Below are 21,258 nucleotides of genomic sequence, written 5' to 3'. Positions count from 1 at the left end.
TATGAAATTATTTGACTGCAATGCATGTTTTGGAAATGAAATGATTAACCATGAGTGTGTGAACCATGAGAATTTTATTGTGCTGGAGCAGGTGGAGATTGCCGGAAATGCAGAGGAACTGCTGGGCTTTATGGACTATGTCGGGATTGAAAAGGGCATGGTCTGGCACCGTTCCCAGTATGAGCTGGATGCAGCGGCCGGAAATGCAAGGACACTTGGGGAGCTGGAGGGACATAGGGACCGCCTCATGCCCACCTGGACGCTCCTGCCATCTATCACGGATGAGGCCTTTCGGCCGGAAGTATTTTTCCCTAAGATGAAGAAAAATGGGGTCAAGGCTCTTCGGGCATTTCCGGCCCAGGACCGTTATCTTCTGTGTGAGGTTACCATGGGGGAACAGCTGCGGCTGCTCTGTGAGATGAGGATTCCGCTTTTTTTAACTCCCATGTCCGGATATGAGTATATCTATGAAGTGCTGAAAGAATTTCCGAAACTGACGGTGGTGCTGGCAAATATCGGGTGGTGGCCCAGCGCAAGGCTGATTTACCCCCTGTTGGACAGATACCCTAACGTATACTTTGAAACAGGTGATTTCAGTATGCTGCAAGGTTACGAGGAGGTTTGCTCGAAATTCGGAAGCGAAAGGGTTTTATTCGGCACGAATTTTCCCACCAACAGTATGGCAGGGAGCATCTACTCCCTGTTGACAGCCAATATTACTGAGGAGGAGAGGGAAAATATCGCACACAGAAACCTGGAAAGACTGCTGGACGAGGTGAAGCTATGATTGACTGGGAATTGAACTATAAGGTGATCGACATGCACACGCATATGGGGCTGGAGTACTGTCTGTATTATCCGGATCACGATGCGGACAGTATGGTGCGGTTTATGGATGAGGCGAATATTGATTTTATACTATCGGCTCCCTGCGAGGATTTATTTGACGCATCCAGCAGGAGGGAGGAGATCACATCCGCTATGAACAAGTACCCGGACCGGATAAAGGGATATTATTCGGTAAATCCGCTGCTGGGCATTGATCTGGGGGAGATAAGGCGGTCGTTTGAGGAGAATCCGGGCTATGTGGGATTCAAACTGCTGCCTGATTATCACAGGACAGAGCTGAACAGTTCCGTGTACCGGCCGGTTCTGGAGTTTGCGGACAAGTACCGGATGCTGGTTCTCTCTCATACCTGGGGGGTATCCATGAATGGGGAGAGCTGCAATTCTGCGGATAAGGTGGCAGATATACTGGAAAAATACAGAAACATAACATTTCTCATGGGACATTCCATTCAGGGGCAGGTGGACCAGGCCATTGACTTTGCCATCCAATATGAAAATGCATACCTGGACCTCTGCGATACCTGCAGGCTGAACGGGGTGGTAGAAAAAATGGTCCGTCGGGCAGGCTCCCGGAAGGTGGTTTTCGGCACAGACGCGCCTATGCAGTCCTACCGGTTTCAGATGGGGGCGGTAATCGGAGCCAGAATCACAGCTGAGGATAAAAAGAACATACTGCGGGAAAACGCACTGCGCATCTTAAAGAATGCAGGTACGCCGCGTACACGATAAAGGAGAGGGTATCATGTCAAAATTAGAAGCAAAGGTGAAACCGAGAATAGGGTTACTGCCCACAGGGCATAAAATTTACTGGTCCCAGTACCCGTCCTTAAAGGACAGGGGTACCAAGATGTATCAAAAACTGATGGACAAACTGGCGGAATATGGGCAGGTGATCAGCCCCGGTCTGGTGGACACTTATGAGAGTGCAGTGGAGGCGGCAAAGGTTTTGTCAGAGGGAAACATTGATATTCTTCTGATATTTCCATTTGGGTATACAACGGGTATGATGATTGTACCCGCTGTTAAGGCAGTGGATGTACCCATACGCATATTAAATGCACATGAAGACGCTTCCTATGATTATAAGCATGCAGATACGGAGCTGTACCTGCACCACGAGGGCGCCTGCTGTGTTCCAGAGTACTCGGGAACACTGGTTTCATTGGGAAAGAAGTTTAAAGTGCTTACAGGACATTTTGAGGAAGGGCGGTTTTGGGGTGAGATACAGCATGCCTGTCTGGGGGCTGCGGCTGCCACAGCTTATGCACAGTGCCGTTTCGCAGTGATCGGCAATACCTACACAAACATGTGCGACATGCCTGTGGATGAGCACCGGGTTTTGAAGGCAACCGGGCAGCTGATCTGCAGACCTGAGGTGGAGGAAGTGGAGGAAGCCTATAAAGCGGTCACAGAAGTAGAAATCCGAAAGATGTACAGAGAGTTTTATGAATTCTATGAAGTGGATGAGTCCGTAAAAGAGGAGCACATGTATGAATCCGCGCGGATCGCGGCAGCCTTTGACAAGATCATCCAAAAGTACCACATTGACGCATTTGGATTCTATTGGTGGGGAGTCAAGCCTTATATGACAGAGCTGCGTGCCCAGTCAGCCCTTGCGGTATCCAGGTTGGCGGCCATGGACATCCCCGGAGTGACGGAGGGGGATATCAAGACTGCCATGGCTATGAAGATCCTGAACCTAATGGGCGGCGGTGGAATGTTCCTGGAATTTTTCTCATCTGATTTTGATGAAAACTTTATCATGATGGGACACGATGGACCCAGCAACGTGAGTGTTGCGGAAGGGAAACCCAAGCTGCAGAACCTTACTGTACACCACGGGAAGACAGGGGAAGGGCTGGGGATTGATTTTAATATGAAAGAAGGACCCTGTACGCTGTTAAACCTGACCCAGTTTGGGACAGAGAAGACCTATAAACTGATTTATAGCGTGGGGGAGGTGATTTCCGGGGATATTCTGAACATAGGAAATCCCAACTGCCGTGTGAGGGTGCACAAGCCGATCCCGGAATTTTTCAATGACTGGTGCTGTGAGGGACCGGGACACCACACCGCGCTGGGGGTGGGGGATTTCTCAGAAGAAATAGAGGTGTTTGCAGAGAAGATGGGATTTGACTGCGTGCGTATATAGGAGAGAAGGGCAGCTCCTTCCGGAAATTACATTTCAGGATCTGAGGCTGCCCTTTCATTATGTGTACAGAGCCCAGAGGAGGTGTTTTTTGGTATATAGAGGTAGGAGATTTTTCCCAATCGCATGCATATGTTCTTTTTTTCTTGGATTTGAGTCCGGAGGTTTTCAGTACTCCCTGCTGAAAATTGCCACAGAATTAAACATTTCCGGTGTACAAAACGGTATATTGGTGGCAGCTCAGTACAGTGCAATTATGGTGATGCCTGTCCTGTTTGGAAAAATAGCCGACAGAGTGGGTAAGCGAAGAATTTTATTCTTTTTCTGCCTTGTCTTTTGCCTTGGATGTCTTGGAATTTCGGTGTTTCCGGGCTATGTGTTTGCACTCGGGAGTGTATTTGTGATCGGGGCTGGCTACAGTGTGTGCGAGAGCATGTCTGCGGCAATTCTGGCTGACGAGGGGAGCGGTAAATCCGGGCAGCTGCTGAGTTATGCCCAGTGTTTGTTCAGCCTGGGCGCAGTGATAAGCCCCCAGTATCTCCGGTTTGTGGAGAGGGCAGCAGGATGGAGCTGGGAGAGTTTGTTTATGACCTGCGGCGCGGCATTTTTTGGAGTGGCATTGCTATTGCGTCCGTGCAGCCATGGAGATGACTTTTTAAAAAAGACGGTTTCCATGGCAAAGGACAGTGGAGGTAAGCAAAGGATAAAAGGCCGTTTTCTGCTGCTGATTTTTGCGATGTTTGTCTACGGGGGGATGGAGGTGGGCATCAGCTATTACATAGATACCTATCTGCGGTCTGTTCTGCAGATGGCCGAACAGACCGCAGATGTGATCTCTATGTTCTGGCTGCTGATGATTCCTCTGCGTTTTATAAACGGAATGCTGTATAAGTATAAGAGGGCCATTTTGCCGGCCTGTTTATTTACGGCATCACTGGCCCTGGTGTATCTTGGGGCCGGACCGCCAAATCCAGGAGGGGGATGGTTGGCGTTTGCGCTGCTAGGCGGGTGTCTGGGTCCTGTCTGGCCCATACTGATGAGCACCGGAGCAGAGTCGGATAGAAAAAACTCCGGATTATTGACAGGGATGTTGTCGGTGGGGTGCGGTTGCGGGGCTGTATTGCTGCCCATTTTGCTGGGATACTCTGTGGACCACTGGGGAATATGCAACGGATTCCTGGTGACAGGCGTTCTGAGCGTGTGCGGTGGTTTGGCTGGTGCGGGATATTTTAGAAGCAAGGCTACAGAAGTGCACAGTGAAAAATAAAATTGATAAGATGCAGGAAAAGGCATTTTGTGAAAAAAGCAATTGCAAAGTCTTATAAATAGGATTTTGCAATTGCTTTTTACGTTTTTATTGTAACATTTCGTAGTTGTTCCATACCTTGATGGTTAAATAGGATATCCATACAGAATTGCTTTTGGATATAACGTTTTCGCACACTTAAATAGTTTTCTTGTGGTCTATAAAGAAATGTATAAACCTGTTGAATAGTTATGAAATTTCATGTAATTATGGGAATAATGCAAATTAATGGAAATAAATGGAGGTTTGTATTGAAGATGTTGCTGTATTCTTATATAATGAATATCAAATGGAAAAAAATAGGAGTAGCGTATGTCAGGACATGTAGCGAAAAGAATAGGAATTAATCTGGCAGAAATAAAAAAGGCCTATAAAAACATTATAACCGGCATATTTACTGCTTTGGGTACCATTGCACTCTTTGTTGATTTAACAGCTTATGTGAATACAATAGAAAACGCGGTGATTGTAATTCTGGTAATTCTTTTGAGTGCGGTATTTCCAGCAACTGTTTGGACATTGGGAAAAAGAGAAAAACAGATAGAAGCCTATGATGGTCCGGGTAAGCTATCCGTGGAGTTTGGCGACATCTTTTATACAAATACAAAGATAAGAGTGATTGCAGTCAACCGATGTTTTGACATGATGGTGAGCAAGAATCTAGTATCAGCCAAATCCCTTCATGGAATCTGGGTTAGCAAATATCTTGCTTCAAACACGCGGGAGGTATTGGACCATGCCATAGAAAGGCAGCTGGATGGTAAAACTTTTGAGGCGGTGACTGAGAAGAAATTAGGGAAAAGAAGAAGATACCCCGTAGGTACGGTGGTAGAAATAGAAGAAGGAAGACATACGTATTATCTGGTGGCTATGACAACCTTTGACAGTGAGAAACTTACAGCAAGCTGTACTGCTGAAGACTATTGTCTGGGGTTAGCGCGCCTTATGAAATATTATAATGAAAATGGACAGCAAGAGGATATTGCACTTCCATTGATCGGCAGCGGTATGTCTAGAATTCCTAAAAGGCCGATGGAAATCCTTCAGTGTATGCTTGCTGTCATTAAAATGGGAATGAATCACGGTCAAGGAAACATAAAGATCGTGTTAAAAAAGGAGCTTAAGGAAGAAATATCTCTAGGAGAAATTTGTTGAGGAGGGATACAGTGGCAAATCAGAATATGATTATTAATATAGGCGGGGAGGTTAGCGGGGGTATTGTTCAGAAATATCAGGGGGAGGGCCTGGGAAATAGGGAAAAGGCGGAAGTGAAAAAGACGAAAGAAAATGAAACAGACATATATGATGTTGGAATATCCTATGCAAGCGAACAGCAGGATTACGTAATGAAAGTGGTAAAGATACTGGAAGCGGAGCATAAAAAAGTTTTCTTTGCCCCCAAAAAGGAAAACGCGTACAAAGCGAAAGATATGTATCAAGTGTTTTATAAGATTTACCGGCACCAGTGCAGGTACATAGCTTGCTTTATATCGGAAGAATACAGGGAAAAAGAGTATACTATGCATGAATTTTCAACGGCTTTGCTGCGGAATAAAAATGAGAATTACAACTGTATTATCCCGGTCTATTTTGGTAGAAGGGGAATGAAAGGTCTCGATGAAGCCATCAGCTATTTGGAAGCAGACAAAATGTATCCGGTAGAAATTGCAGACCAGATCGTTGAAATCATTTCTTAACCAGAGATTAGGGCATGGCCCACAATATGGAGAAAACAATAGATTATGGAAGAAAAGGATCAGAAAACAGTAATAGAAGAGAGCGAGCCAGAAAAGGAGAAGGAGGATAAAGCGCCGGTTGAAGCAGAAATCAGAGATATCCCGGGCGGAGGGCTGATTGAGGGGTATGATCTGGACAAAAAAGAGGAAGCGGCAGACCGGATTAGAAATGAATATCAAAACTGTATTGTTCTGCAAGGAGAATTTTGCAATACCGTTCTCAATAAAGGGACGATATCCGGAGGAATATCTCAACAGGCAAGCTTAGGTAAAGACAAAGAAGGGGAGCAGTTTGATTTCTCAAAAAAAGAGGATATAGACCGGTTTGTCAAAGAATTTACAGATAGAAAAGAATTGTTGGACTTTTTATGCATTCTTTTTCTGGAACTCGTTCCAGTATCTTTACTGGCAGATGTACGGGAAGCCATGAAGGATATTCTCTTTGCGAAGAGGAGTGAGAAACAGTATGATCTCTTTTCCAGTGCGGAGAGGGAGATGGATCTGCTTCACCTGCAAAAAATTCTGGCAGTCAGAAATGGTATATTTGGAAAGGATACAATTGAGTGCTTTGTTTTTCAGGATTCTGTATCCACAGATGAGATTGGCAGAACCATATGGGAAACGTACAGGGAGCTGAGAGGGCCTGTCCTTTTGTGGCTTTTGGAACTGAAAAACATTAAACGGGTTGCGGATGTACTGTTTTATCAAATAGCAAATGCATTCACACGTATTGTAAAATATGATTTCCTGTATGCCAGGACGGAAGTGTTTTTAAGACTCAGGCAAAGCGGTGGGTATGAGGATAGAACCATTCTGGTGAGAGCTCTAAAGGAATACATGGATGAGAAGGGATATGATGAATATCTGGATCAGACAATACTGGAAGGCTATAAACGCAATGACTCTTTTCTATGGCAGACCGGGTACCGCCTGTATAGGGAGGATGGTGCCTATTCCTTTCAGAGGAAAACAGAAGAAATCCTGTTGCTGAAGCTGCGAAAGGATATGGAGGACTTCCGTTTGAATGATGACAGGAGAAACAGTTGGCACAATGACAATATTGATTTTTATCCGGCTTATCATGACAGGAATATTGAAAGGCTTTTTATGAAGGCGATCTTTGCCCTATACAAAGAATGCCAAATGGAACAGGAAAAGACACGCTTTGGCTATTATTTCTGCTGGCTGTTCAGGGAGGATTTCAGCAAAGAGGGATTTCCAAAGTATCAGCTTATGATGACACACTGCCTGAAAGAGAAAGAGACCAGAAGGCGTGTAAGGGAAATGTACATTGAACTGTGGAGAAAAAGCAGATTTCGAAGGCTTCTTGGCTATATACTATATCAGCATTTTATTGAGCTGGAAAGAAAAGGCCGCTCCTGGAGTTACATGCAGGATTTTTTTAAGACAATCGCCTTCACTGGTGACAGGGCAGACTTTGAGGACACCGTGCGTTTCCTGGAAAGATATGGCGCCAGAGAGCAAGGAGGCAATACAGCGGATGAGATAAAGTCATGGCTGTATGGACTGCTTCAAATGAAAAAGACTGGGAGGAATACTTAGATGAAGATAAATACCTATAATCCGATTAAAAGTGAGGAAGCTTATACCACTTCTTTTTTTCCGCAGATTCCATATGCGGCCCCAAAGACCGCTATACTTCTGTGCAGAACCGGAACCAGTGCAAAGATGGTAATTACAGAAAACACAAAGGTAAAGACGAGTGATATCAAACGGGGCAAGTTTAACTGGCAGGTTGAGATTGACATGCATTCCCACTCCGTTGCCTTTCGGGACCAGTATTTAAGCAGAGATAATGTGTCTAAGTTTGAGATTGAGATACGCGCCACGGCTTCTGTTGTTGAACCGGACAGCGTCTATGAACAGGGAGTGGCGGATGTGGCAGAGGCCATAGAGGAGGAGATGAGGGGACGCATTCAGGAAGCAGCATCCCGGTACGACCTGGACAGCAGCCCTCAGTTGAGGGAAGCCATTAAGGCGGAACTGGGGGACTTTTACCAATTGGACAGCGGGATTCAAGTGAACAACATGAATGTGTTGGTGCGTATGGACCCTAAATATGAGAAACTGAAGGAGAGAACGCAATATGAGAGGATAAAAGCAGCGGAAGCCCAAAAGCTGCAGGAAATTTATCAGGATGATTATACCGCCATTTTTGCGGAGGTTGCAGAAGGTAGCATTACAGCAGCGGAGGCATCAGATAGGATGAAAAAGAGCCTGTCGGATGATTTTGACGAGAGGCTGAGACAACTGAGGGCCGCCGCGGCTTTTGCCAACGAATTGAAAGAAAAGGATCTTGTGAGGGCATCCGGGGTAGCGAATCAGATGGAGCAGATGATACAGACGCTGCTGGCAGACAGCAGTAAGAAAGGACAGCTGAATGAGCCTGCGCAAGCTCCGCAGCTGGAAGGCGAGAAGAATCCCTACGCCCCGTTTGACGAGGATGACTAAAGGGAGGAGCAAAACGTGGATATTTATTATGGCATTTGGTCAATGATGATCAATTGGCCCATCACCTTGCGGGCAGCAGTAGTTGTAGGAGTTTTGTTCTTTCTCATATATATTTTCTGGCCTGCGATTTTTATGTTAGTGGCATTGATTTTAAGAGTCCTGGATCTGTTGATCAAAGGAATTTACATGGTGCTCTGCTTTCTCATACAGCTTTTTTATTATTTGGGTTTACATAAGGCGGTTGTCAAAATAACCAACGGCCTTTCAGCAGCCATGCATAGAACCAGCAGTATTCTATTGAAATCCTCAGAATACGCATTTCATGCAAAGAGATTTCGGGTGTACAAGTATGCTGTAGTTTATTTGATCTGTATACTTCTTATAGGGATACCCGGACTGCTTAAGGGGGTAGTGAGCGCTAAATACATGGATACTGTAGCATGTGTCAGAAATCTGTATCTGTCAATGGAGCAGGGGACTGTTGAGAAGGCGAAGCAGTATGACCCTTTGATTAAGCCAAGCAAAACAAAGAAAAAGAAAAGTACAGAGGCAGAAAAGAAAGAAAAACAGGAGGAGTCAGAGGAGATTCTGCTAAGCCTGACCGGAGAGGGGATTTCCGGAGCGAATATCCGCTCGGGCCCCGGGACAGAATATGACAGCATAGCTGTTGTAAAAGGAGAGCAAAAGCTTTGGTATCTGGGGAGAGAAGACAGCTGGATTCGCGTAAGGACAGAGGAAGGGCAGGAAGGCTGGATAAGCCAAAAGATAGTCACCGGCCTGCCTGAGCAATAAACAGGAATGAGAACGGATAGGAGTTTTCCGTTATTTTCCTGAGACAAAGATATTCATACCAGACTCAGCCCCTGCATAAACTGTAAAAACACAGTAATTGCAGGGGGATTTCCTTGAAAGGGTATATTGAGGAAAGGGCAATTGACATTGCAAATTATATTATAGAGCAGAATGCTACGGTTAGACAGACGGCGAAAAAGTTAGGAATTAGTAAAAATATGGTACATATGGTAGTAATAAAATAGAACGATTTTGGATGATGATAGAATAGTATAGTCATAGGGCGTTATCTTATATGAAAATAGGATAGCGCTTTTTCTGATTACTTTGAGTTGTTAATATGATACTAAATATTGCGTGATAAATTCAGTAAACCACAGAAATAGTTTAAATGCAAAAGAAAGCTATTTACAAATTCATATCTTTTTTTATTATGGAATAATACTCCATCAAACTAAAGCAAATAAGCTTATCTAGTTTTTAGAAGATAATTGATTAAAAGTTAATTGTGGTTTATGAAGGTAAGTGTTATAATTTTGAAGTATACTTATATTCGTTAAAGGGGGAAGAGCGTTATGAGAAAAAGAGTAAAAAGAAGTTTTTTAATCCTGATTTGTTTTTTGACGGTTTTTTTGCTAAACAGCAAAAGTATAACGGCAAAGAATTATAATTATAAAATCGGGAAAAAGGTAACAAGGAATATAAATGACGGCAACCACGTTTATAAATTTTCGCTTAAGGAAAAGACTACAATAAAACTGGAGATGGATATTCTCAATCGTGATTATGAAGACGATTACGATGATTATGACGATTACGACGATTACGACGATTACGATGATTATGACGATTACGACGATTACGATGATTATGACGATTACGACGATTACGACGATTACGATGATTATGACGATTACGACGATTACGATGATTACGACGATTACGATGATTATGACGATTACGATGACTATGATGATGACATATATGATAGTATTTCTTGCAGTATTAATGACATTAATGGGAAAGAGTATACGTTTAAAGATATTGAATTTAAAAAAAGTGAATTTGCATATTTGAACTTTAAAATCACACTAAAGCCAGGTGTTTATAAAATTATTATTGATGATAATTGGGATATGCTTGATGTCAAATATACGTTGAGTACGAAAAATGTTAGCGTGAAAGCGACAAAAGTTAAAATGCCCAAAAAGGTTAAAGTAAAAGTTGGCAGTACAAAACAGATATTACCAAAGGTATTGGCTCCCAAAGGCGGTCTGATTAAAAAGGCAAAATGGAGTGTTAGTAATAAAAAAATTGCAAGTATTGATAAGAAGGGCAAAGTGAAAGGTAAGAAAGCTGGAAAAACAAAAGTAGTTTTAAGACTGCCGAACAAAACGAAATATTCGACACAAGTTGTCGTATCTAAAGCGGCACTATAATGATAAAATTTTGAATAGTGAAATAATTGCATATGCAAAAAAGCTTTATAAAAGTGGCACATATAAATTTTAGGATATTGCCTTTAAAAATACGGCGAAAAAAGCCATAAAGTATAATAAATTACAAATACTGCAGTATTGCAGTATGATAACGGAGAATACGCCCTCTCTAGTCCTCATGATAGATACATTCTTAAATAAAAAGGTGAAAAAGTATAGTGTTTCAGAAAATTCTGCTTACCAGGTTAAATGGAATACTTTGAAAACTAAGATATAAGGTATGTATTAGTAAGGTCTGGTTTTCTGATAATTCAACTTGGTAAACATATTCTATTTGATATATTCTGGTTGGTTAGACAAGAGTGGTCTGTCGTATAGCAGCGTAAGAAAGAATTGCATAACTCATTGGTTCCCTGCATAAACTGTAAAAACGTTATCGATTGCAGGGGGATTTCCTTGAAAGGGTATATTGAGGAAAGGGCAATTGACATTGCAAATTATATTATAGAGCAGAATGCTACGGTTAGACAGACGGCGAAAAAGTTTGGGATTAGTAAAAGTACGGTACATATGGTTGTAACAAAATAGAACGGTTGATATGGCGTATTCAGTAGATAGTTTCTCATAGGAAGTGGTGACTTCCTTTGAGGAATTTTTGATTAGAGTGAGAGAATAAAACCGCCAAACCGTCTAAACCGCCGATTTGGGAATAACAGAGAGGGTGATGATTGAGAATTTTTTTAAAAATGAAGGAATAATGTTGAAGGGGATAAATAAGTAGTGTGATAGAAAGTGATTGTGTTATAAAAAAGAGAGTAGCTGGATTGATCACTCAGTCCAGCTAGATTGTAAAGAAACTACATTCTGACACTTTATTTGTTTATGTAATAAATGAGTGTGTGAAGAAAAGTCTGTAAATGGTGATCTTCTATGATAATAACTGGGCTGAAAGTTCCTTGGTGGGCTTTCAGCCCTTGCTTTATATATAACAGTAATTATAGTTGCATGTCAAGAACAGGCGGATGATTCGCCTGTGGAAAATAACGTGGATTGGCTTATTCCGGCAGCCGACCCTCGTACATGATGCTCAGTTCACCATAAACTTGTCCCCAGTTCCTGATTGGCATCGTCCATTTCTTTGTGGCTTCAAACGTAGACAGGTACAATGCTTTCAGTAGAGCAGTATCGCTTGGGAACACGCTTCTCTGGCGGTTTAACTTACGATAAGTAGCATTCAAGCTCTCTATGGCGTTGGTCGTATAAATGACCTTTCTGACCGCTGTGGAAAACTTGAAAATCGGGGAAATCGCGTCCCAGTTCTGTTTCCAACTCCTCATGGAACCCGGATATTTTTCGCTCCATTTTTCAGTGACCTGTTCCAGAGCCTCCAGGGCTTTTTCTTCCGTTGGCGCCTGGTAGATAGTTTTAAGATCCCCACAAAAGGGCTTTCGATCCTTCTCTGACACATATTTCATTGTATTACGCACCTGATGTACGATACAGCGTTGATATTCGGTCTTTGGATACGCTGCTGAGATCGCCTCCTTGATGCCGCTAAGTCCATCTGCACAGAGGATTAAAATATCTTTCACTCCCCGATTTTTTAAGCCATTCAGTATAGACAGCCAAAATTTGGAACTTTCGTTTTCGCCAACCTCAATGGTCAAGACTTCTTTGTGTCCATCCTGATTGATCCCAAGAATCACATAGGCCGCAAGCTTGCGGACCACTCCATTATCACGAACCGAGTAATGAATGGCGTCTATGTAGAGGACCGGATATACCTCTGAAAGCGGGCGGTTCTGCCAGTCTTCGATCTGTGGCATGATTTTATCAGTAACATCTGAAATAAAGCCTTCTGATGCTTCAAAGCCATAAATGTCCTCCAGTGTATCAGAGATCTGTCTTGTGGTCATGCCTTTGGCATACATAGAAATGATTTTCTGGTCGATATCGGAGATATCTTTCTGGCGTTTTTTGACCACCTGTGGCTGGAATGTAGACTTGCGGTCCTGAGGGACCTGAATGTTCATACTGCCATAGCTGCTATTGATGCGCTTGGATTTATAACCGTTCCGGTAATCATCCGTGTCCGAACGTTCTGATTTCTCATAGCCCAGATGCTCATCCATTTCTGCTTCCATCATTTCTTTGATCGTGCCGCCAAGCAGGTCCTTAAGTGCATCCTGAATATCCTCTGCGGACTGAATGTCGTACTCCTGAAGAAGCTGCTGGATGATGTTCCTTTTTCCATCTGTCATTTGTACCTTGTGTACGGGTTTCTTTTCTCTTGCCATAATAAAAGGCCTCCTATGATTTTTATTTTACCATAGAAGACCTTATAAAACCTTATTTACAGAAAAACTTTCACATGCTCTAATAAATACAGACCACTAGATGTCTAATCTAGTGGCCTAGTAATTTTTAAGTAATCTAGGATTTTATTGATTAATTAAGTCACATACATCACTGAATTTGTTGCTAATATCTACTAACGCAGCCTCACCATTTTCATATTCAAGTTCAATAGTTGCAATGTCGACCGTTTTACTGGATGTTTCAAATGAAAGAAGTTCATCCAGTGACATCTCCCAATAGAAAGTAGTATCCTCAATAAATTTTTCAATCTGCATTTGCTTCTCAAAATCCACATTTGCATAAATATATCCACATGTAGCCAACACTGCCGCTAATGGATTTCTTCTAATAAAATCACTGTTAACTATTCCAGCAAATCCATAGTGTTCACATTTGAACACTCGTTCCATATCATGTTCAAGACTTACTGCATAACCTTGTGCTCTCATAACTGCATTTCCCATATAGTTCCTCCTATATTAAATCCATTGTTATGTCAAATACTTCTTGTACCGATAACCTTGAATCAAAAAAGACATCCACGTCTGGATGCCTAGACTATGATACAAAGGAACTTTGGATATCCTGTTTCGCCTCTATTCTATTTAATTGTCTAGGTACATTCCGTATTTGACTGTTGCATCTATTAAAAACAACAGCGCCCTTGTAATAATTATATATTACCATGAGTTGTTAGCAATGTCAAGAGGTGAGTGCTAAAATATTTTGTCCTATACAAAATATGCTGCCCTTTGCTATTTCAGTTTACTTTTGTCTAGTATATAATTTGTCACGGATTCCCTAGGGACTTTCCACACTCGTCCAATTCTAAAGGCGGCAATCTCCTGATTCTTTAGCAGACGGTAAGCAGTATTCTTTCCGATTGCCAGTATGTCGCATATCTCTTCTATGGTTACTAAATCACTGTAAGCCTCCTGATACATGATATATTCCTCCTTTGCATTTTGAATTTTATTAGATTGTTTAAAACCAAATAAATATGGAAAGAGCAGAAAGTGACAGGAGAAGCTAGGAAGTTATTTAAAAATTAAATATAAAGAACAATAAAGTAATCGGAGCTTGGATAAGCTGATGGACGATTAAAGTTTTATGGTATTGCATATAGTCTTTTGCAATACTGGCTTGTAGCCCGATAATTAAATAAAGAAGAGGTGCAAGATGAAACCAATGAAAAGAAGAAAGATATGTATTGATTTACCTATTGAGCTCTATCAGGAGATGGAAGAAAAAGCTGATAGGAGACACTTAGACAAGACAAATTATATTATATATCTTATTAGACAGGATAAGGATGATTTGTTTAGTCAAAAAGCTGCGGATGCTTTAAAGCGTGTTCTGGAATCTACAGAATATTTATTAGAAAATATTCCGGAGGATCATAAAGTCAGACCTTTTGTAGTTCAATTAGGAGAGGGAGTAAATAGTTTATGTCAGTGCTTACGATAGCAAAAAATATGGAGGAAACATGTAGAGGAGAGAAGGATGCCCATTATGCTTCTAAAAGGGATTTACGGAATTTGTTGTATTATGCATATAATAAAAGAAGCACTATGGTCTTAAATAATCTGTACAATATAGGAATAGAGAGCGTATACAGCCAGTTCTTATATTTACAGAATCGAAGAGTGAAGACACTAAGTACAAGAGCTTTACATTACATTCTTAGCTTTGACACGCAGGGATATGAAAAAGAAGTTGATTATCCGTTACTGGTAAATATTATGTGTTTGATTCAAACTGGATGCTTTCAAGAATATCAATGCGTCCAGTTTCTTCATATGGATAAACCAAGTCATTATCATATCCATTTGATTATTAACCCTGTCAATATTAATGATTTGAGTGTGTGCCGGGAAAATATCATGACTGTGGGAAGGATTCTGGCGGAATGGCTGGGGATCATGTACAATATTCCACTGCAGTCATTTACATACCTTAATGAGTTGGGCCGGCTTGTGTGGGGGAATGAAACAGGTGCTTATTTATATAAAGACAAGTTCTTAAAAAAGTATAATTTGAAGCCTGTCGTGTAATCAGTTTTGAATCATATATTATAACAGTGAGAAGCGGTAGAAGAACAAAAATCTTCTGCCGCTTTATCAATGGAAAAGGAGAGTAAAGACAATGAAAGGTTATGATGTATTGCCGTTTATTGACTCACCGGATATTCGTGAGTTTAATAAACACACAAAATTTTTGCCTGCAGAGCAGGCGGTGCTGATTGCGGTCAGCAAAACAAAGACAGTGGAAGAAAAGTTGGAAGTTCTGCAGTATCTGGCAGACCAGTATTCGGACAACGAATTTGGCACGGAAAAAGTTTATGAGTACTGGTGTACAGATAAAAGGGAATCGTTTCGTGATACGGTAATGGAAACCATTCGGATATGGAGGGACATCCTTCAGGACAGGTACGATTCGGAGGGGTACGTTTATGCCATGACATTAGGGGAAAAAGGATTTGTTCAGCGAGATTTCTATGAATACTGCTTCTTCTCCAGCTATGACAAAGCTTATGAGAGTATGGTGTCAGGCAAGCAGCAGTATTTGGATGATGAGGATTTGAGGGATACCCAGACTTATGGGGAGATTTTGCGCATCAGGATTGATGAACCCAAATTTAATTACTCAGATTGTGATGAATACCATTTTGACAATGAATTACGGCTGATCGAGGTGGCAGGACAGCATAGGGTGGAAAAAGGGGACGAATATTACGGATTGATTTCTGATTACAGCATTTATGTTCCACTGCCTTTTGCTCCGGGAGACATCGTGAAATATGATTCTTTATTATGCGAAACGCAGTATGGCGTGTTTTCCCATGAATGGGAACCTCCGATAAATAGAATGTTTACTTCGCTGGAGGTTTCAGTGGACGTATATGATGAAAGACAGAAAACTTTTGATTATACGGATGACACATGGATTCTCAGTCTCACATACTGTACGGATGATGAATTGCCAAAAGGACAAGACGCATTAAGACTGATTAGGGAGGTCCGCAAAGGAAAAATGGATTTCTACCATATTCTTCATTGGTACAGTAGGGATAATCTGAATGGACTGATACAGATGGTAAAAAAAGCGGAATGCTGAACGGCGGACGGCAACAGACAGAATAAGATGGATATAAATTTGTTGGAGATTGCGATTGGGCTATACAGGAGACAGAAGCTACGCATTGGAAGATTATATGAGGGAAGGAGATTTGGAGCATACATATGTTCCGTGAGTGAAATGGATAAGAGGATAAGAGAAATTTACTGTGAATTGATAAAGGATATGACAGATGTGGATGAGATTAGCATGTGGCTGCGAAAAGAGTTGACGGATTTACTGCAGAGTGAAAGAGGTGAGATGGAGAAACAGGAGTATGAAAAGTACAGGGATAAGGCGTTTCTATTTGCTGCTGCAGGTGAAGAAGCAGGATTTATCAGGGGATTCCGATACGCTTTTAGATTGTTTGCCGAATGTATTGATGAGAGTGTTTAGAGTGTAGAGGCATGAAAGGGGCCGTTGCAAAAGTAGACAAATAATCTACCAGAGCAACGGCTCCATTTTCATGCTCTAAAACAGAAAAACGGACTCCGAAGAGCCCGCCATTCATGGTATAATTAATTATGCGATTAACTAAATATACTACTAAAGATTATACCGAACTTGGCCAAACTTATCAACTGGTTTTGCCATTAAGTTTGGAAGGTTTGATCCCGAATGATGATTCTGTCCGACTGCTGAGCCACGAATTGGAGGATTTAGATTACACTTTGCTGTATCAGGCTTACTCTGCCAAAGGCAGAAATCCAGCAGTGGACCCAAAGACCATGTTTAAGATTCTAACCTACGCCTATTCCCAAACCATTTATTCTTCCAGAAAGATTGAATCAGCCTGCCGCAGGGATATCAACTTCATGTGGCTTCTGGCCGGGCAAAGAGCGCCGGACCACAGTACTATTGCGCGGTTTCGCACAGGATTTCTGGCTGATGCCTGTGAAGACCTGTTTTTTCAGATCGTACGCCATCTGGCAGCCATGGGTGAATTGTCGAAGGAGACTGTATTTATTGATGGCACAAAGCTGGAAGCCTGTGCCAACAAATATACCTTCGTCTGGAAGAAATCGGTTGGCCGGTGGGAAGAAAAAATGTTTGATAAAATCGCAGTGGCTGTAGAACTGGTAAACCAGGAGTATATCAAGTCCTTCACGGTAACAAGAGAAACCCGGTCGTCCGATTTGCAGGAGATTGTGGATTTTTTAGAAAAGACTGCCACAATGAATGGGATTGCGTTCGTACATGGACGTGGAAAACGAAAAACAGTCCATCAACGCTATTACGAGCTGTTCCGGAGGTTCCTGGACCGACAGATGCTTTATGATCTGCATCATACCCGTTTTGGGGATCGCAACAGCTACTCCAAGACCGACGTGGATGCAACGTTTATGCATATGAAGGAGGACCATATGAGGAATGCCCAGCTCAAACCTGGTTATAATGTCCAGATTGGTGTGGACAGTGAATACATTGTCGCAGCGGATCTCTTTCAGGATCGCAACGACGTGTGGACGCTTGTGCCATTTCTAAGATACATGGAAGAAAAGCTGGGATTCCGATATCCGAGCATCACCGCAGACTCGGGTTATGAGAGCGAGGAAGGATACACCTATCTAAGAGAACAAAACCAGAAGCCCTATATCAAGCCTCAGACCTATGAGAAGTGGAAAAAGCGCAGTTTCAAAAAGGACATCAGCAAACGTGAAAACATGAAATATGATGCAGAGACGGACAGTTATATCTGTCATGAGGGAAAGCGTTTGAATGAGGTGTATATAAAAAAGCAGAAAAGTAAAAGTGGCTATGAATCAAACGTGACGGTGTATGAAAGCGAAGGGTGTGCAGGATGCCCCGTCAAGGAAAAATGCACGAAGGCCCGTGGAAATAAGCGCCTTTATGTGTCAAAGGAATTCATAGAGAGACGCCAGGAATCGTATGAAAATATCCTGAGCGAGACGGGGATACTATATCGCATGAACCGTTCCATCCAGGTAGAAGGAGCCTTTGGAGTGCTAAAAAACGACTATGAATTCCAACGATTTTTGCTGCGTGGAAAAACAAAGGTAAAACTGGAGATTTTTTTATTGAGTATGGGTTATAACCTGAATAAACTGCACGCCAAGATACAAAATGAGAGGACAGGAAGTTATCTGTTTCCATTAAAAACAGTATAAAATGAAAGAGAGATTAGAGGTCTTATTAAGGTACGCAAAAAACCGGCCGGGAATGCCCCATTCAGGAATCCCAGCCGGTTTTAGCTAAGGAAAAAGAAAGGTGCCGCTCAATCATCTATTTTTGATGATTTTGCGACACCCTCTTTACAATGTTTTGAAAAATTGAATCAGCGCAGTCTGCTGTTGCTCTGTAAGGCGGTTTGCTTCTGCCAGTAATTCTTTTTCAAGAGCAGTTAGTGAAAAATCGTCGTCTTCCGTTGAAAAAAATTGGGAAAGAGTAATGCCAACAGCATTGCATATTTTTTCCAGCGAGAGTATGGAGGGAACCATATTCTTTCGATACCAGGAAGAGATTGTGGACTGTGTTAAACCGGATTTTTCTGCTAGCTGGTATTCGCTCCAGCCTTTCTGGTTTCTGTAGTATGTAACTCGTTCTAAGACATTAATCATAATTTTACCACCATTCCTAATTATATCGTTAATTTTATTCGGAATAGCGTTGTAAAATAATGGTTTTTGTCGTATAATTTTAACGAAAAAACTAATCAACTGTGTATGCGATGACAGAATGTATATAAATGGTAGTTACAAAAATTTTAATAAATGAAAAATGTAAAAGTTTGCCAAGAAAGTATGTTTATGGAAATAGATGTTTAAAAAATTTTTTGGAGGAAGGTATGGACAAGCAAGAATTTATTCTTAATGGAAAAACAGTGGAATTAGAAGAAGCAGATTATATTTGTTCAATTATATTTAGAGAGCTACATAAGCAAATAGAAGAACAGTTGGTTCTTTATAGAAATTGCCTGGATAAAGTTGAAACTCTGGATGAAGGAGAAATAAAAAGATATATAGGTAAAATTAAAACTACTCATGCCATAGATGAGTATATGAATGAATTTTTGGAAGAAGTAACGGATTATGCTTCAATGGATGATTTAGATAAGATTTGCAATGAGATTCGAAACATATACATGATGGCTGGAGCTATAATTGGAGATTATTTTAAAGACAATAAAAATTTTGCTGTATGTTCATGTGACATAGATAAGAATATACAGGACAGTGGTAAAAGAAATTTAAAAGCATTTTATGAAAAAAGAGTGAAAGATAATGACCCAAAAGTGAGAGGTTTGAGCTTTGACGATTATTGTAACAGAGAGTCATTTGATTTTACGGACGAGGTATTAGAGGCATATCAGCTGGGAAGTTATTTTAGCACAGGTGGGATAGAGATAGCAGATTTTCTAAATAAATATGCCGATTTAGCGCCAAATCTTTCAGAAATTGAAGATGTCATAAAAATGTGCGAGAAAGTAGTATGGTTAAAAGATATAGTAAACAGGAAGATGCTTATAGAACAATTTGAATATGAATGCATTTATTATATTCTATTAGTATTAAAAGACTTGAACCAAAAATGCAGAATACCGATACCGAAAAAATATTATGATTGGGAGAACTTTGAAGAATTTAACAATGCTTATAAGTTTCAATGCAAGAACGATAACGCATATAGCAGCACCAAAGATGAGGTTGTAGAAAATCTTTTACGTTTTCCGTTTCTTAATAAGCAATATAATCTGGTATTAAGGCTGATTGGAGATACAGATCAGGAATTAGAAAAATTCGCAGATACTTTAAAAATTGATTTGCAGCCAATAAAAGAGGCAGAGATTACCCGATTCGTTACTGCCAGAAAAAATGTTGATATGGAAGATGAAGGGCAAGTTCAAAAGGTATACAAAGAAATTTGCCAATATCGGAAGTTCTTGGGCTACAGCCGTGTTAGTGAGTTGGAAAATAAATTAAATGAAAGATTAAAAGAGTTTGATATTATCCACAGAACGGTAAATGGAAAGCTGTATGATACCCTTGAACAGGCAGAAGAGGTACGCTCCAGGAGTTTTGAAGGGAAAGAATATACTTCAAGGGAATATGCTGAAACAGTAAAAAGAGAGATTAAAGAGATACGTTCAGCATTTCTTGATAAAAGTACACTTGAAAAATATAGAATCCATAAAAAATTAAAAATTCAGACATGGCAAACGGAAGAAGCTTCGGAAGAACTGAACAAAATTGAAAATGGGATAAAAGCAGAATACAGTGAGTTAAAGGAGAAAGCGGATTCTATACCAGAGCAGGAAAAAAAATTAAAGCAAAGAGGACTCATAGCGGGGGTTTTCGTTTTAGGGAGCTTTATCTATGATGCGGATATAGGGATAGTGGTACTTATTATTGCTGCCAATGTTATATATCTTGCGTACAAAAAGCTTAAAGTGTATCAAAAGGCACAGCGTGATTATCTGGTCATAAATCAAGAAGTCTTTCAAAATGAAAGAGACTATACAGAAAATCAGGAACTAGCCCATAATAAGCCGTCAGGTGAAGCCTTGTTCTGTGGAAAATGTGGAAATCCGATGGATAGCGAGATGAAATTTTGTCCCATCTGTGGAGAAAGAAAGGGTAATAGAAAAGATGGAAATTAGACTTTTAGTTTATATTGCACTGGGGTATTGGGCGGCGGGAGAAACAATATATAAAAACAAGGTATTAATAAGCACAAAAATAGATGCAATATTTTTAGAAAAACTGCTTACCGGGTTTTTGCTTGGATTTATTTTGATACCAATAGCGGTAATTAAATTGATTATTTCTTTATTAAAGAAGTAGGAAGAAAAGATACAGAACAATTTGGAGGGAAAACACAAATGGTGAAAACGATAGCGTGGATATTAGTTATATGGGTAGCCATATCTTTTATTTACTCATATAAAAAGGGAGAGCGGATTGATGGGGGACCATTTAAACAACTTTTTGAAAATTGTTATAGAGACAGACCGGTTATTACGACTATTGTAATTATAGCGGTAATAATTGTTTTGTATAAAATATTGTTTTAGTAGAATGT

Annotated in this window: 22 protein-coding genes and 1 pseudogene; 19 read left to right on the top strand and 4 right to left on the bottom strand. The window is 40.9% G+C overall.

Annotated elements, in window-relative coordinates; all coding sequences use genetic code 11:
* Position 1 precedes the first annotated feature (1 nt).
* The 12 genes and pseudogenes from AC0THY_RS20180 to AC0THY_RS20125 all read left to right on the top strand — a co-directional run.
* Positions 2 to 787: an amidohydrolase family protein gene (locus AC0THY_RS20180; RefSeq protein WP_489992379.1), complete on the top strand. Its 786-nt coding sequence runs from the start codon at positions 2 to 4 to the stop codon at positions 785 to 787.
* The gene (locus AC0THY_RS20175) at positions 784 to 1,578 is read left to right on the top strand and encodes an amidohydrolase family protein (RefSeq protein ID WP_489992378.1); all 795 of its coding nucleotides are present in this window, start codon (positions 784 to 786) and stop codon (positions 1,576 to 1,578) included. The genes AC0THY_RS20180 and AC0THY_RS20175 overlap by 4 nt, the downstream gene beginning before the upstream one ends.
* Positions 1,579 to 1,591: 13 nt before the next feature.
* Entirely contained in the window at positions 1,592 to 3,001 is a 1,410-nt protein-coding gene (locus tag AC0THY_RS20170; RefSeq protein WP_489992377.1) for an L-arabinose isomerase family protein, read from the top strand.
* 88 nt (positions 3,002 to 3,089) lie between these two features.
* On the top strand, positions 3,090 to 4,265 hold the full coding sequence (locus tag AC0THY_RS20165; RefSeq protein WP_489992376.1) for an MFS transporter: 1,176 nt from the start codon (positions 3,090 to 3,092) through the stop codon (positions 4,263 to 4,265).
* Positions 4,266 to 4,616: 351 nt separating this feature from the next.
* The gene (locus AC0THY_RS20160; protein ID WP_489992375.1) at positions 4,617 to 5,459 is read left to right on the top strand and encodes a macro domain-containing protein; all 843 of its coding nucleotides are present in this window, start codon (positions 4,617 to 4,619) and stop codon (positions 5,457 to 5,459) included.
* A gap of 11 nt (positions 5,460 to 5,470) precedes the next feature.
* Positions 5,471 to 6,001, top strand: coding sequence for a TIR domain-containing protein (locus tag AC0THY_RS20155; protein WP_489992374.1), 531 nt, complete (start codon positions 5,471 to 5,473; stop codon positions 5,999 to 6,001).
* A 45-nt stretch (positions 6,002 to 6,046) separates the two neighbouring features.
* Positions 6,047 to 7,603 carry a hypothetical protein gene (locus tag AC0THY_RS20150; RefSeq protein WP_489992373.1) on the top strand — a complete coding sequence of 519 codons (1,557 nt, stop codon included), beginning with the start codon at positions 6,047 to 6,049 and terminating at the stop codon, positions 7,601 to 7,603.
* On the top strand, positions 7,604 to 8,512 hold the full coding sequence (locus AC0THY_RS20145) for a hypothetical protein (RefSeq protein WP_489992372.1): 909 nt from the start codon (positions 7,604 to 7,606) through the stop codon (positions 8,510 to 8,512).
* 15 nt (positions 8,513 to 8,527) lie between these two features.
* A complete protein-coding gene (locus AC0THY_RS20140; protein WP_489992371.1) occupies positions 8,528 to 9,304 on the top strand; it encodes an SH3 domain-containing protein in 777 nt (258 codons plus the stop codon).
* 113 nt (positions 9,305 to 9,417) lie between these two features.
* A complete protein-coding gene (locus AC0THY_RS20135; protein ID WP_489992370.1) occupies positions 9,418 to 9,549 on the top strand; it encodes a sporulation transcriptional regulator SpoIIID in 132 nt (43 codons plus the stop codon).
* Positions 9,550 to 9,879: 330 nt separating this feature from the next.
* Entirely contained in the window at positions 9,880 to 10,743 is an 864-nt protein-coding gene (locus AC0THY_RS20130) for an Ig-like domain-containing protein (protein ID WP_489992369.1), read from the top strand.
* A gap of 456 nt (positions 10,744 to 11,199) precedes the next feature.
* Positions 11,200 to 11,328, top strand: a pseudogene (locus AC0THY_RS20125) (sporulation transcriptional regulator SpoIIID); the annotation flags it as partial.
* Between the two features lie 470 nt (positions 11,329 to 11,798).
* On the opposite strand, the gene AC0THY_RS20120 reads toward AC0THY_RS20125, so the two are convergent.
* The 3 genes from AC0THY_RS20120 to AC0THY_RS20110 all read right to left on the bottom strand — a co-directional run bounded on the left by AC0THY_RS20120 (position 11,799) and on the right by AC0THY_RS20110 (position 14,045).
* Positions 11,799 to 13,004: an IS256 family transposase gene (locus AC0THY_RS20120; RefSeq protein WP_489994224.1), complete on the bottom strand. Its 1,206-nt coding sequence runs from the start codon at positions 13,002 to 13,004 to the stop codon at positions 11,799 to 11,801.
* A gap of 180 nt (positions 13,005 to 13,184) precedes the next feature.
* Positions 13,185 to 13,565, bottom strand: coding sequence for a hypothetical protein (locus AC0THY_RS20115; RefSeq protein WP_489992368.1), 381 nt, complete (start codon positions 13,563 to 13,565; stop codon positions 13,185 to 13,187).
* A 291-nt stretch (positions 13,566 to 13,856) separates the two neighbouring features.
* Entirely contained in the window at positions 13,857 to 14,045 is a 189-nt protein-coding gene (locus AC0THY_RS20110) for a helix-turn-helix domain-containing protein (protein ID WP_489992367.1), read from the bottom strand.
* Positions 14,046 to 14,280: 235 nt separating this feature from the next.
* On the opposite strand from AC0THY_RS20110, the gene AC0THY_RS20105 reads away from it, so the two are divergent.
* From AC0THY_RS20105 to AC0THY_RS20085, 5 genes are all read left to right on the top strand, one after another.
* A complete protein-coding gene (locus tag AC0THY_RS20105; protein ID WP_489992366.1) occupies positions 14,281 to 14,568 on the top strand; it encodes a hypothetical protein in 288 nt (95 codons plus the stop codon).
* Positions 14,550 to 15,155, top strand: coding sequence for a relaxase/mobilization nuclease domain-containing protein (locus tag AC0THY_RS20100; protein WP_489992365.1), 606 nt, complete (start codon positions 14,550 to 14,552; stop codon positions 15,153 to 15,155). Before AC0THY_RS20105 ends, AC0THY_RS20100 begins: the two co-directional genes overlap by 19 nt.
* Before the next feature lie 91 nt (positions 15,156 to 15,246).
* Positions 15,247 to 16,218 (top strand): hypothetical protein, encoded by a 972-nt coding sequence (locus AC0THY_RS20095; protein ID WP_489992364.1) that lies wholly within the window; start codon positions 15,247 to 15,249, stop codon positions 16,216 to 16,218.
* A gap of 27 nt (positions 16,219 to 16,245) precedes the next feature.
* Entirely contained in the window at positions 16,246 to 16,614 is a 369-nt protein-coding gene (locus AC0THY_RS20090; RefSeq protein ID WP_489992363.1) for a hypothetical protein, read from the top strand.
* Positions 16,615 to 16,742: 128 nt separating this feature from the next.
* On the top strand, positions 16,743 to 18,347 hold the full coding sequence (locus tag AC0THY_RS20085; RefSeq protein WP_489992362.1) for an IS1182 family transposase: 1,605 nt from the start codon (positions 16,743 to 16,745) through the stop codon (positions 18,345 to 18,347).
* 144 nt (positions 18,348 to 18,491) lie between these two features.
* On the opposite strand, the gene AC0THY_RS20080 is transcribed toward AC0THY_RS20085, so the two are convergent.
* Positions 18,492 to 18,797 (bottom strand): helix-turn-helix domain-containing protein, encoded by a 306-nt coding sequence (locus AC0THY_RS20080; RefSeq protein ID WP_489992361.1) that lies wholly within the window; start codon positions 18,795 to 18,797, stop codon positions 18,492 to 18,494.
* Positions 18,798 to 18,925: 128 nt separating this feature from the next.
* Here AC0THY_RS20080 and AC0THY_RS20075 point away from each other — a divergent pair, with 128 nt between their 5' ends.
* Both AC0THY_RS20075 and AC0THY_RS20070 read left to right on the top strand, forming a co-directional pair.
* Positions 18,926 to 20,836: a zinc ribbon domain-containing protein gene (locus tag AC0THY_RS20075; protein WP_489992360.1), complete on the top strand. Its 1,911-nt coding sequence runs from the start codon at positions 18,926 to 18,928 to the stop codon at positions 20,834 to 20,836.
* On the top strand, positions 20,826 to 21,020 hold the full coding sequence (locus AC0THY_RS20070) for a hypothetical protein (RefSeq protein ID WP_489992359.1): 195 nt from the start codon (positions 20,826 to 20,828) through the stop codon (positions 21,018 to 21,020). The genes AC0THY_RS20075 and AC0THY_RS20070 overlap by 11 nt, the downstream gene beginning before the upstream one ends.
* The last annotated feature ends 238 nt before the right edge of the window (positions 21,021 to 21,258 follow it).

This window comes from Ruminococcus sp. 8Y-12, from assembly GCF_058119865.1.
Note: the sequence above shows the minus strand (reverse complement) of the source record. Positions and strands in the feature narration are given on the sequence as shown.

What these genes read in the sequence shown, in the direction of transcription:
- AC0THY_RS20095 (WP_489992364.1), top strand. Translation starts at nt 15,247, where the DNA reads ATGAAAGGTTATGATGTATTGCCGTTTATTGACTCACCGGATATTCGT.
- AC0THY_RS20115 (WP_489992368.1), bottom strand. Translation starts at nt 13,565, where the DNA reads ATGGGAAATGCAGTTATGAGAGCACAAGGTTATGCAGTAAGTCTTGAA.
- AC0THY_RS20085 (WP_489992362.1), top strand. Translation starts at nt 16,743, where the DNA reads ATGCGATTAACTAAATATACTACTAAAGATTATACCGAACTTGGCCAA.
- AC0THY_RS20170 (WP_489992377.1), top strand. Translation starts at nt 1,592, where the DNA reads ATGTCAAAATTAGAAGCAAAGGTGAAACCGAGAATAGGGTTACTGCCC.
- AC0THY_RS20105 (WP_489992366.1), top strand. Translation starts at nt 14,281, where the DNA reads ATGAAACCAATGAAAAGAAGAAAGATATGTATTGATTTACCTATTGAG.
- AC0THY_RS20145 (WP_489992372.1), top strand. Translation starts at nt 7,604, where the DNA reads ATGAAGATAAATACCTATAATCCGATTAAAAGTGAGGAAGCTTATACC.
- AC0THY_RS20090 (WP_489992363.1), top strand. Translation starts at nt 16,246, where the DNA reads ATGGATATAAATTTGTTGGAGATTGCGATTGGGCTATACAGGAGACAG.
- AC0THY_RS20150 (WP_489992373.1), top strand. Translation starts at nt 6,047, where the DNA reads ATGGAAGAAAAGGATCAGAAAACAGTAATAGAAGAGAGCGAGCCAGAA.
- AC0THY_RS20080 (WP_489992361.1), bottom strand. Translation starts at nt 18,797, where the DNA reads ATGATTAATGTCTTAGAACGAGTTACATACTACAGAAACCAGAAAGGC.
- AC0THY_RS20075 (WP_489992360.1), top strand. Translation starts at nt 18,926, where the DNA reads ATGGTAGTTACAAAAATTTTAATAAATGAAAAATGTAAAAGTTTGCCA.
- AC0THY_RS20100 (WP_489992365.1), top strand. Translation starts at nt 14,550, where the DNA reads ATGTCAGTGCTTACGATAGCAAAAAATATGGAGGAAACATGTAGAGGA.
- AC0THY_RS20070 (WP_489992359.1), top strand. Translation starts at nt 20,826, where the DNA reads ATGGAAATTAGACTTTTAGTTTATATTGCACTGGGGTATTGGGCGGCG.
- AC0THY_RS20110 (WP_489992367.1), bottom strand. Translation starts at nt 14,045, where the DNA reads ATGTATCAGGAGGCTTACAGTGATTTAGTAACCATAGAAGAGATATGC.
- AC0THY_RS20160 (WP_489992375.1), top strand. Translation starts at nt 4,617, where the DNA reads ATGTCAGGACATGTAGCGAAAAGAATAGGAATTAATCTGGCAGAAATA.
- AC0THY_RS20130 (WP_489992369.1), top strand. Translation starts at nt 9,880, where the DNA reads ATGAGAAAAAGAGTAAAAAGAAGTTTTTTAATCCTGATTTGTTTTTTG.
- AC0THY_RS20120 (WP_489994224.1), bottom strand. Translation starts at nt 13,004, where the DNA reads ATGACAGATGGAAAAAGGAACATCATCCAGCAGCTTCTTCAGGAGTAC.
- AC0THY_RS20175 (WP_489992378.1), top strand. Translation starts at nt 784, where the DNA reads ATGATTGACTGGGAATTGAACTATAAGGTGATCGACATGCACACGCAT.
- AC0THY_RS20180 (WP_489992379.1), top strand. Translation starts at nt 2, where the DNA reads ATGAAATTATTTGACTGCAATGCATGTTTTGGAAATGAAATGATTAAC.